The following is an 8,302-nucleotide window of genomic DNA, read 5'->3' on the forward strand; positions in this document are numbered from 1 at the left end:
CCCCTAAAATACCCGCCACTCCCGATTTCGCCCGTCCGAGGCCGCTTTTTCATGTCCGTTACCGCCCCGTCCACTAAGCCTGCGCCCGATCACCACGCCCAGTTCATCGAGCTGCTGCAAACCAGCCTCGAGCAGAACGGCTTCATCAAACTGGTGCTGGCCAAGTACGTCGGTGAAGAGGCGGAGCTGCAGCGGGTCATCATCAAAGCGGTCACCGTCAAAGCGCAGCCGAACCTGTCCTTCGTCTATCGCTACAAGACCCGCGACATCACCAAAAACCTGCCGCTGAGCGAAGGCGTGGCGACGATTGCCGCGCTGTTGCCGGCCTCGTTCAAAAATGCGCATTTACTCGCCGTGACTGACGAAGCTCAGCTCGAATACAGCAAAAAGGGCAAGAGTTCGCTGTTCAAGAGCAAACCTCAGCAATTGCGTGAAGCACCGTCCGCCGAGCACAACCGAGAGAAAAACCGCTTTCTTGAGTTGAGCCGACCGTTCCTCAAGGATCTGGGCGTGACCAACGCGCAGCAAGAGCTGATCCCGGCGATGTCGCGCAAGTGGAAGCAGATCAACAAATTCATCGAAGTGTTCAGCCATGCGCTGACCACCTCGCCGCTGGCGCTGGACAAACCGGTGCGCGTCGCGGATTTCGGCTCGGGCAAGGGCTATCTGACCTTCGCGATTCACGATTACCTGCGCAACACCTTGAAGGCCGAGGGCGAAGTCACCGGCGTCGAGTTGCGCGAAGAAATGGTCAACCTGTGCAACGCCGCCGCGGCGAAGCTTGATCATCCGGGGCTGGTGTTCAAGTGCGGTGACGTGCGCAGCGTGGCGCCGAGCGAACTGGACGTGATGATCGCTTTGCATGCCTGCGACATCGCCACCGACTACGCGATCCACACCGGCATTCGCTCCGGCGCATCGATCATCATGTGCTCGCCGTGCTGCCACAAACAGATCCGCCTGCAAATCCAGAGCCCGGCGCTGCTCAAGCCGATGCTGCAATACGGTTTGCACCTTGGTCAGCAGGCGGAAATGGTTACCGACAGTTTGCGTGCGCTGTTCCTGGAAGCGTGCGGTTACGAGACCAAGGTATTCGAGTTCATCTCGCTCGATCACACCAACAAGAACAAGATGATTCTTGCGGTGAAACGCGCCGAGCCGATCGATCCGGCTCAGCTGTTGGTGAAGATTGAGGAATTGAAAGCGTTCTATCACATCAGCGAACACTGCCTGGAAACCCTGCTGCGCGCCGACGGTTACCTTTCCTGATCTTGTAGGAGCAAGGCTTGCCCGCGAAGGCGATCGTGCTGTCGCCATCGCGGGCAAGCCTTGCTCCTACAAGTCATGTGGTGGCAATGCGGGCCGGTTGCACCGTGGTTTTGCGGCCGAGCATGACCGTTGCGATGACACCACACGCAAACACCCAGGTAATCGGCTCGACATGCTCGCCAAAGAACAGCGCCGAAAACGCGATGGTGAAGAAGATCTGCAACAACTGGATCTGACTGACCCGAGCGATCCCGCCCATCGCCAGTCCGGCGTACCAGGCAAAGAATCCAAGAAACTGCGAAAACAGCGCGACATAGGCAAACGCCCACCAGGCCTTGGCCGACACTGCGCCGTGATGTTGCAGCGCCAAGTAAACCACCGGCCCGATCAACAACGGTGTCGACAGCACCAGCGCCCAGCAGATCACCTGCCAGCCGCCCATCTCCTTGGCCAACCGGCCGCCCTCGGCATAACCCAGCCCACCCACGGCAATCGCGCCGAGCATCAGCAAATCCCCCGCCTGAATACTGCCGGCCCCGGTGTACAACGCGTAACCGAGCACCAACGCACTGCCCAACGCGGCGCAGGCCCAGAAGGCTTTTGACGGACGCTCATGAGACAACCACGCGGCATACAGCGCCACGCACAGCGGCTGCAAACCGTTGACCAATGCCCCGTGCGACGCCGGCAGCGTTTGCATGGCCCACGCCGACAACACCGGGAAACCGAGAATCACTCCGGCGATCACCAGGCTCAGGCCTTTGACTTGCTGCCACGTTGGCCACTTTTCGCGGCGCCACAACAACAGCATCGCCGCCGGAATCGCCGCGAACAACGCGCGACCCAAGCCGTTGAGCAGCGGATGCAGTTCCTGCACCACGATGCGGGTGAAGGGCAGGGTGAGGCTGAAAATCACCACGCCGAGCAGGCCGAGGGCCATGCCGGTGTTTTCGCGCGAGGACATTGGGGGAGACCAGAATCGTAGGAGGTTGGGAATGACCTTCATCAAGCCATAAACCGGGGGCTTGTGGCTGTTACAGCTAGGCACTTACTTATCCGTACAGTTTGCCGGCGCCATCGCGAGCAGGCTCACTCCTACATTTGAAATGCGTTCCCCTGTAGGAGTGAGCCTGCTCGCGATGGCGTCAACCCGGTAGTAGCCCGTTGTTACCCGTCACTGTCGAATAGGTCTACCTTGAACACTCCCAAGCATTTCCCAGAGGAGTCCTCCCCATGGCCGCGAAAAAGATTCTGATGCTGGTTGGCGATTACGTCGAAGACTACGAAGTGATGGTGCCGTTCCAGGCCCTGCAGATGGTCGGGCACACCGTCCACGCCGTGTGCCCGGACAAGCCATCCGGCGGCACCGTGCGCACTGCGATCCATGACTTCGAAGGCGACCAGACTTACAGCGAAAAACCCGGTCACCTGTTCGCCCTCAACTTCGACTTCGCCAAGGTCAGCGAAGGCGATTACGACGCGCTGCTGATCCCCGGCGGTCGTGCCCCGGAATACCTGCGCCTCAACGAAAAAGTCCTCGACCTGGTGCGCGCCTTCGACAAGGCCGGCAAACCGATCGCCGCCGTCTGCCACGGTGCTCAGTTGCTGGCAGCGGCCGGCGTGCTCGAAGGTCGCGAGTGCAGCGCCTATCCGGCCTGCGCGCCGGAAGTGCGACTGGCGGGCGGTACGTACATCGACATCGCCGTGACGGATGGCCACGTTCAAGGCAATTTGGCCACAGCCCCGGCATGGCCGGCGCACCCGAACTGGCTGGCCGGTTTCCTCGGCTTGCTCGGCACTAAAATCACCCTGTAACGAGGATTCGCCGATGTGCGAGCTCTACGTCAAGGCCGACCCGATTCTCTACGAATCACGCTCGCGCTCGCTGCGCATCTGCGGCGTGGTGACGACGTTGCGTCTGGAGAATCAGTTCTGGGACATCCTCAGCGAGATCGCCGAGGTCGACGGCATGACCACCAACCAGTTAATCGCCAAGCTGTATGAAGAGGTGATGGATTATCGCGGGGAGGTGGTGAATTTTGCGTCGTTCTTGCGGGTGAGTTGTACGCGGTATTTAAGTCAGCGGCGGGGGGCGGTTCCGGAGTTATCGGTGGTGCGGGCTGGGGTGAAATAGCCTGGATCGCGTTGACTCATTCGCGAGCAAGCCCGCTCCCACAGGGGAATGCACTCCAAATGTGGGAGCGGGCTTGCTCGCGAAGAGGCCGGTACAGGCGCTGCAAATCCAGGATCAGAAAAACCGCGTCAAACTCACCTTGGCATTTCGCCCCTGGCTGTAAGCCATGTCGCCACTCAACGCCGGCCGGTAGCTTTCGTTGAACAGGTTATCGACGGTCAAATTAACCTCGGTGCCTTTCAGATACGGCTGTTGCGGTTTCCAGTTGGCGAACAGGCCCTGAACGTTGTAACGGTCGTTGTCGTAGTGATCGTAATAGACGTCACCCAGCGAGTTTTTACTCTGCCCATACAGGTCGCTCGGCAGGCGATCGGTCTTGCGCACGAACTCGCCCTGCCAGCCGACCTGCGCGTCCCAGCTCGGAATCTTAACGCCCACAACGGCGATCCATTTCGGCGGCGGAATGTCCCGCGCCCAGACGTCCGGGCCCCAGGGATTGGTGTAGGCGCCTTCGTGTTTGCCGGTCATCCACGAGTACGACAGCGAGCCGAACAGGTAGGTCGAGTCGTAGAAACTCTCGACCTCGAAACCCTTGATGGTCAGCCCGCCGATGTTGCGGTAGTTGCTCATCGGCCCCGAGCCTTTGCAGTCGGTGGCGATGCTGCCGCCCTTGTTCCACTGATTTTGGCAACCGATGCCGGTGGCTTTGAAAATCTCGTCGTCGATCTTGTTGCGGAACAGCGTGGTGCGGATCTGCACGTTGTCGTGGTCGGCGAACACGTTGGAGAAGTGGCTGATGTTGCCCGCGCGCCAACCGGTGATGCGCTCCGGATCAAGGTCGACGCTGGTCGCGGTGCGGCTGCCCAATCCCTGCACTTCATATTGTTCATCGAGCACCGGCGCGCGCCAGGTTTTGCTGTAGTCGACGAAGAATGCGACGTCCGGGGTCATTTTCCAGAACGCCGACAGGCGCGGTGACCAACCGGTGTAGGTGCGGTCGCTGTAGTCGTGGCCGATCTCTGGATCCTGACTGCTGTAGTACGGCGCGTCGTTGGCCTCGCCGCGATTGCGCACGTGGTCGTAACGCACGGACGGCGTCAGGGTGAAGTCGCCGTAGGTGATCGCGTCTTGCAGGTAAACGCTGTTGGTGTCGACCTTGCCCTTGGGCATGAAGTACGGCTGGAAGTGGCCGAAGTTGTACTTGGGCACATCGTAAGTCGCGCCGGGCATCCACATGTCGGTGTTGCGCGCATGCTTGCGGATTTCCACGCCGCTGGTCATGGCATGTTCCAGTGCGCCGGTTTCGAAGCGGCTGATGTTGCGCAGTTCGACGATGCGATCCTTGTAATCGGTGTCCATCTTGCGTCCGCCAGACGCGGCCTGGAAAAACGCCGTGGCGTCGCGCTCGTCGGTCTGATCGGTGTCGGATTCCGAATAGCTAAGCTTCATGTCGATCAGACGGTTATCCAGCGGCTGGTACTGGTAGTACGTCGACCACGTGGTGTCGATGGTTTCGCGATTGGCGAGGAAGCGTTTCAGCGCACCGTCGTAGCCGTATTTTTTGATGTTGTCCGGTGTCGGCGGATTCGGGTAGGTCGCCGAAGAGAACGGCGTCCAGCGCTGGCTTTCCGAATGCGAGTACATCATCCCGGCGCTGTGCTCGTCGTTCAGGTGCAGGTTGACCTTGACCAGTTGGCCGTCGAGATCCAGCGCACTGTTGGGCAAGCGCTTGGGGTTGATCGGATAGTAGTTGTCCGGATTCGGCAGGTTGTCGGCGAGTTTCATGTCGCCGCCGTCGCGTTTGGTCAGATACACCAGCGCGTCGGCGCGGCCATCGTCGTTGCGGCCGAACACTGCGCCGCTGTAGGTTTGTTGATGGTCGTTGCTGGCGTAACCGTATTTGACCATCGCGCCGCTGTTGCGGCCGTCCTGAAGCATGTCCGGCGCGTCTTTGGTTTCCATGTGCACGGTGCCGCCGAAACCACCGTTGCCGGTGAACAGCGAGTGCGGGCCTTTCTCCACTTCGATGCTGCGGATCAGCTCCGGCTCGATGAAAATCGTCCCTTGCTGATAACGCTCGAAGCCGCTTTTGGTCGCGCCATCGAGGGTCAGCGGAACGTCTTCGGCTTCGCCCAGGCCCCAGATATTGATCTTCTGGCCGCCCGGTTTCATCGAGCCGCTCATGCTCACGCCGGGCAATGTCGCCAACAGCGCAGGCACGTTGTTCGGTTGATGGCGATCAATGTCAGCCTGGGTCAGGGTCGAGCGGCCGACGGTGCTGGAGTCGACTTCAGTACCGGTGCCGATCACGCTCAACGCGTCGAGCTGAATGCTGTCGCTGCTGCTGGTGACCGATTCCACCGGGCGCACCACGTAGGTTTGATTGACCTTGATCAGGCCGAACTGGCTGTTGTCGAGCAACTGGCGGATCGCCGCTTCCGCGCTGAATTCACCGTCGATGGCCGGCGCCTTGAGGTTGCGCAATTGCGCTTCGTCGAACAGCAACTGGATCTTCGCCTGCTGAGCGATCTGGCTCAGCGAGGTCGCCATCGACTGCGCCGGCAATTGCAGACGGATGGCCTCGGCCTGGGCTTGCACGCTGAACGCCAGGCAGGCGGCGAGCAGGGTCGGTCGAAGGCAGGTGAGCGGGTACGGCGAAAGCACGCGAAACATGGAATCCCCCAGGGCGGCGAAAAGGCCAAAAAGGCCTGCGTCAGCAACGCAGACCCGGAGGAAGACGCGGCAGGCAAAAAAAACCTCACATGCGAATGCAAAATATTCTCATGTGAAGTTGTTTCAGCGATTTTCGATGCGGATCCGGCCGTCGGCCAAGGCCACGGTTTTCACCGGGATTAACGCGGGGAGGGCGCTGATCAATGCGTCGGGATCTTCGACGTCGAGGTTGCCGGAGACTTTGATCTGCCCCAGTTTTGCATTCGCCAGCAGCACCGGTTTCGCCCGGTACTGATTCAACTCATCGACCAGACTCGACAGTTCGCGATTGCTAAACGACAAATGCCCGGTGCGCCAATCGGCGACCTGACTGACTGCCAGCGTTTGCTGTTGCATGTCGCCACTGGCGAGATCGACCGCCACTTGTTGTTGCGCGCCAAGCAGCAGCGGTGCGCGTTTGTCCGGGGCGAACGCGACCTGACCGTGGGCGACGCTGACGACCAGTTGCTGATCGGTGCGCCGCACATCGAAACCGGTGCCGACCACGCGCACCGTGGCGTCGCCGGTTTGCACCCACATCGGTCGTTCCTTGTCCGGCGCGACTTCCACATAGAACTGGCCGCGCTCGAGAAAAATCCGCCGCTGATGGCTGTCGAAGTCGATGCGCAACTGCGTGTTGGCGTTCACCGACAAGGTGCTGCCGTCCGGCAATTCGACGGTGTGCATGCCTTTCGATTGCGCGGTGATCTGTTGCTGATAAACCTCGTGGGACGTGCCCAGATGCGTGGCCAAAACGGCGCAGACCAGCGCGGCGGCGACCGCGAATGCCGGGCGCCAGACGCTCTTCGGTTTGCGCGCGCGGATCGGCGTCGGTTGATTGAGTTGCTGCAAGGCGCCAAGGTCGGCCCACAGTTCTTCGAAGGCGCGATAGGCCTTGGCGTGTTCCGGTTCGCGCAGCCAGCGCTCGAACGCCTGACGCACAGTCCTACCCTGTGGCTGGCGGTTGCGGGTGAACCACGCGGCGGCCTGGGCGTCGATGCTGTTATCGGCCTGGTCGCTGTCGAAATCGTAAGGGTGGTTCATGCTGGCTGCTCCGTGCCGTTGTCGTGATCCAGGCGTTGCTTGCAATGCATCAGGGCGAAGGCGATGTGTTTCTCCACCATGCTCAGGGAAATCCCCATGCGCTCGGCGATCTGCGCCTGACTCAAGCCTTCGAAGCGGTGCAGCATAAGGGCCTCGCGCCGACGTGGCGAGAGTTCGGCGAGGACTTCTTTCAGTTGCTCAAGGCGTTGCTGGCGCTGCGCGGCGGCCATCGGCTCGTGATGTTCATCGCTGACCGGCTCGGCATCGTTGTCGTGATGGGGCTGGACGATGTGTCGCACCTTTTGTTTACGCCAGTGATCACGCAGCAGATTGCGCGCCATCTGAAACAGAAACGCACGCGGCTGCTCGACCTTGGCACGGTCGCGATAATCGAGCCATTGGGTGAACACGTCTTGAGTCATGTCCGCCGCGTCACTGGGATTTTCCGTGCGCTTGCGCAGGTAATGCAGGATGTCCCCGTAAAACCGGCGAAATGCATCGGCCGATAGCGGATCGGGCGTGAGGCGAGGCATGGATATCCTTCTTGACGAAGCAGGGCGCAGAAAGCGCCGGATGATATCGAGAATTATTGTCATTTGTCATGTTAGCGATCACGTCTGCCATCGAACAGTGGCTAAACCGGCGAAACGGGCTTTACTTTCGGGGGTTCAAATCGACAGGAGCAGCGACATGTCCGGATGGTACGAGTTGAGTAAAAGCAGCAACGGCCAGTTCAGGTTCGTCCTGAAAGCGGCGAACGCCGAAACGATTCTGACCAGCGAGCTGTACACCACCCGCGCGGCAGCCGAAGGCGGGATCGCCTCGGTGCAAACCAACAGCGCGCTGGATGACCGTTACGAAAAAAAATCGACGAAGGACGGCCATCCGTACTTCAACCTCAAGGCGGCCAACCATCAGATTATTGGCAGCAGCGAGGCGTATTCATCGGATGCGGCGTGTGACAAAGGCATCGCCAGCGTCAAGGCGAACGGGCCGACAAAAGCCATCAAGGACAAAACCCTGCCAGTCCTATAACCCCATTTCAAATCCACCAAAAATCCCCTGTGGGAGCGGGCTTGCTCGCGAATGCGGTCGATCAGTCAGCATCTTGGTTGACTGACACACCGCCTTCGCGAGCAAGCC

8 protein-coding genes are annotated in these 8,302 nt (G+C 60.2%); 4 read left to right on the forward strand and 4 right to left on the reverse strand.

Annotation, left to right across the window (positions count from 1 at the left end):
- Positions 1-51 precede the first annotated feature (51 nt).
- Positions 52-1,269, forward strand: a complete 1,218-nt coding sequence (locus GVL50_RS27980) for an SAM-dependent methyltransferase (RefSeq protein WP_159815790.1) — start codon at positions 52-54, stop codon at positions 1,267-1,269.
- A 73-nt stretch (positions 1,270-1,342) separates the two neighbouring features.
- Here GVL50_RS27980 and GVL50_RS27985 read toward each other — a convergent pair whose 3' ends face one another.
- The gene (locus GVL50_RS27985; RefSeq protein WP_159815791.1) at positions 1,343-2,233 is read right to left on the reverse strand and encodes a DMT family transporter; all 891 of its coding nucleotides are present in this window, start codon (positions 2,231-2,233) and stop codon (positions 1,343-1,345) included.
- Between the two features lie 269 nt (positions 2,234-2,502).
- Here GVL50_RS27985 and GVL50_RS27990 point away from each other — a divergent pair, with 269 nt between their 5' ends.
- A complete protein-coding gene (locus tag GVL50_RS27990) occupies positions 2,503-3,084 on the forward strand; it encodes a DJ-1/PfpI family protein (protein ID WP_159815792.1) in 582 nt (193 codons plus the stop codon).
- 13 nt (positions 3,085-3,097) lie between these two features.
- The gene (locus GVL50_RS27995) at positions 3,098-3,403 is read left to right on the forward strand and encodes a ribbon-helix-helix domain-containing protein (RefSeq protein ID WP_159815793.1); all 306 of its coding nucleotides are present in this window, start codon (positions 3,098-3,100) and stop codon (positions 3,401-3,403) included.
- Positions 3,404-3,517: 114 nt separating this feature from the next.
- On the opposite strand, the gene GVL50_RS28000 is transcribed toward GVL50_RS27995, so the two are convergent.
- The 3 genes from GVL50_RS28000 to GVL50_RS28010 all read right to left on the reverse strand — a co-directional run bounded on the left by GVL50_RS28000 (position 3,518) and on the right by GVL50_RS28010 (position 7,692).
- Positions 3,518-6,076 (reverse strand): TonB-dependent receptor, encoded by a 2,559-nt coding sequence (locus GVL50_RS28000; protein WP_159815794.1) that lies wholly within the window; start codon positions 6,074-6,076, stop codon positions 3,518-3,520.
- Between the two features lie 123 nt (positions 6,077-6,199).
- Positions 6,200-7,159, reverse strand: a complete 960-nt coding sequence (locus GVL50_RS28005) for a FecR domain-containing protein (protein ID WP_159815795.1) — start codon at positions 7,157-7,159, stop codon at positions 6,200-6,202.
- A complete protein-coding gene (locus GVL50_RS28010; RefSeq protein ID WP_159815796.1) occupies positions 7,156-7,692 on the reverse strand; it encodes an RNA polymerase sigma factor in 537 nt (178 codons plus the stop codon). Before GVL50_RS28010 ends, GVL50_RS28005 begins: the two co-directional genes overlap by 4 nt.
- A 157-nt stretch (positions 7,693-7,849) precedes the next feature.
- On the opposite strand from GVL50_RS28010, the gene GVL50_RS28015 reads away from it, so the two are divergent.
- Entirely contained in the window at positions 7,850-8,194 is a 345-nt protein-coding gene (locus tag GVL50_RS28015; RefSeq protein ID WP_159815797.1) for a YegP family protein, read from the forward strand.
- Positions 8,195-8,302: the final 108 nt, after the last annotated feature.

This window comes from Pseudomonas sp. 18058 (genome assembly GCF_902706155.1).
Lineage (GTDB): Bacteria > Pseudomonadota > Gammaproteobacteria > Pseudomonadales > Pseudomonadaceae > Aquipseudomonas > Aquipseudomonas rustica.

What these genes read in the sequence shown, in the direction of transcription:
- GVL50_RS27980 (WP_159815790.1), top strand. Translation starts at nt 52, where the DNA reads ATGTCCGTTACCGCCCCGTCCACTAAGCCTGCGCCCGATCACCACGCC.
- GVL50_RS27985 (WP_159815791.1), bottom strand. Translation starts at nt 2,233, where the DNA reads ATGTCCTCGCGCGAAAACACCGGCATGGCCCTCGGCCTGCTCGGCGTG.
- GVL50_RS27990 (WP_159815792.1), top strand. Translation starts at nt 2,503, where the DNA reads ATGGCCGCGAAAAAGATTCTGATGCTGGTTGGCGATTACGTCGAAGAC.
- GVL50_RS27995 (WP_159815793.1), top strand. Translation starts at nt 3,098, where the DNA reads ATGTGCGAGCTCTACGTCAAGGCCGACCCGATTCTCTACGAATCACGC.
- GVL50_RS28000 (WP_159815794.1), bottom strand. Translation starts at nt 6,076, where the DNA reads ATGTTTCGCGTGCTTTCGCCGTACCCGCTCACCTGCCTTCGACCGACC.
- GVL50_RS28005 (WP_159815795.1), bottom strand. Translation starts at nt 7,159, where the DNA reads ATGAACCACCCTTACGATTTCGACAGCGACCAGGCCGATAACAGCATC.
- GVL50_RS28010 (WP_159815796.1), bottom strand. Translation starts at nt 7,692, where the DNA reads ATGCCTCGCCTCACGCCCGATCCGCTATCGGCCGATGCATTTCGCCGG.
- GVL50_RS28015 (WP_159815797.1), top strand. Translation starts at nt 7,850, where the DNA reads ATGTCCGGATGGTACGAGTTGAGTAAAAGCAGCAACGGCCAGTTCAGG.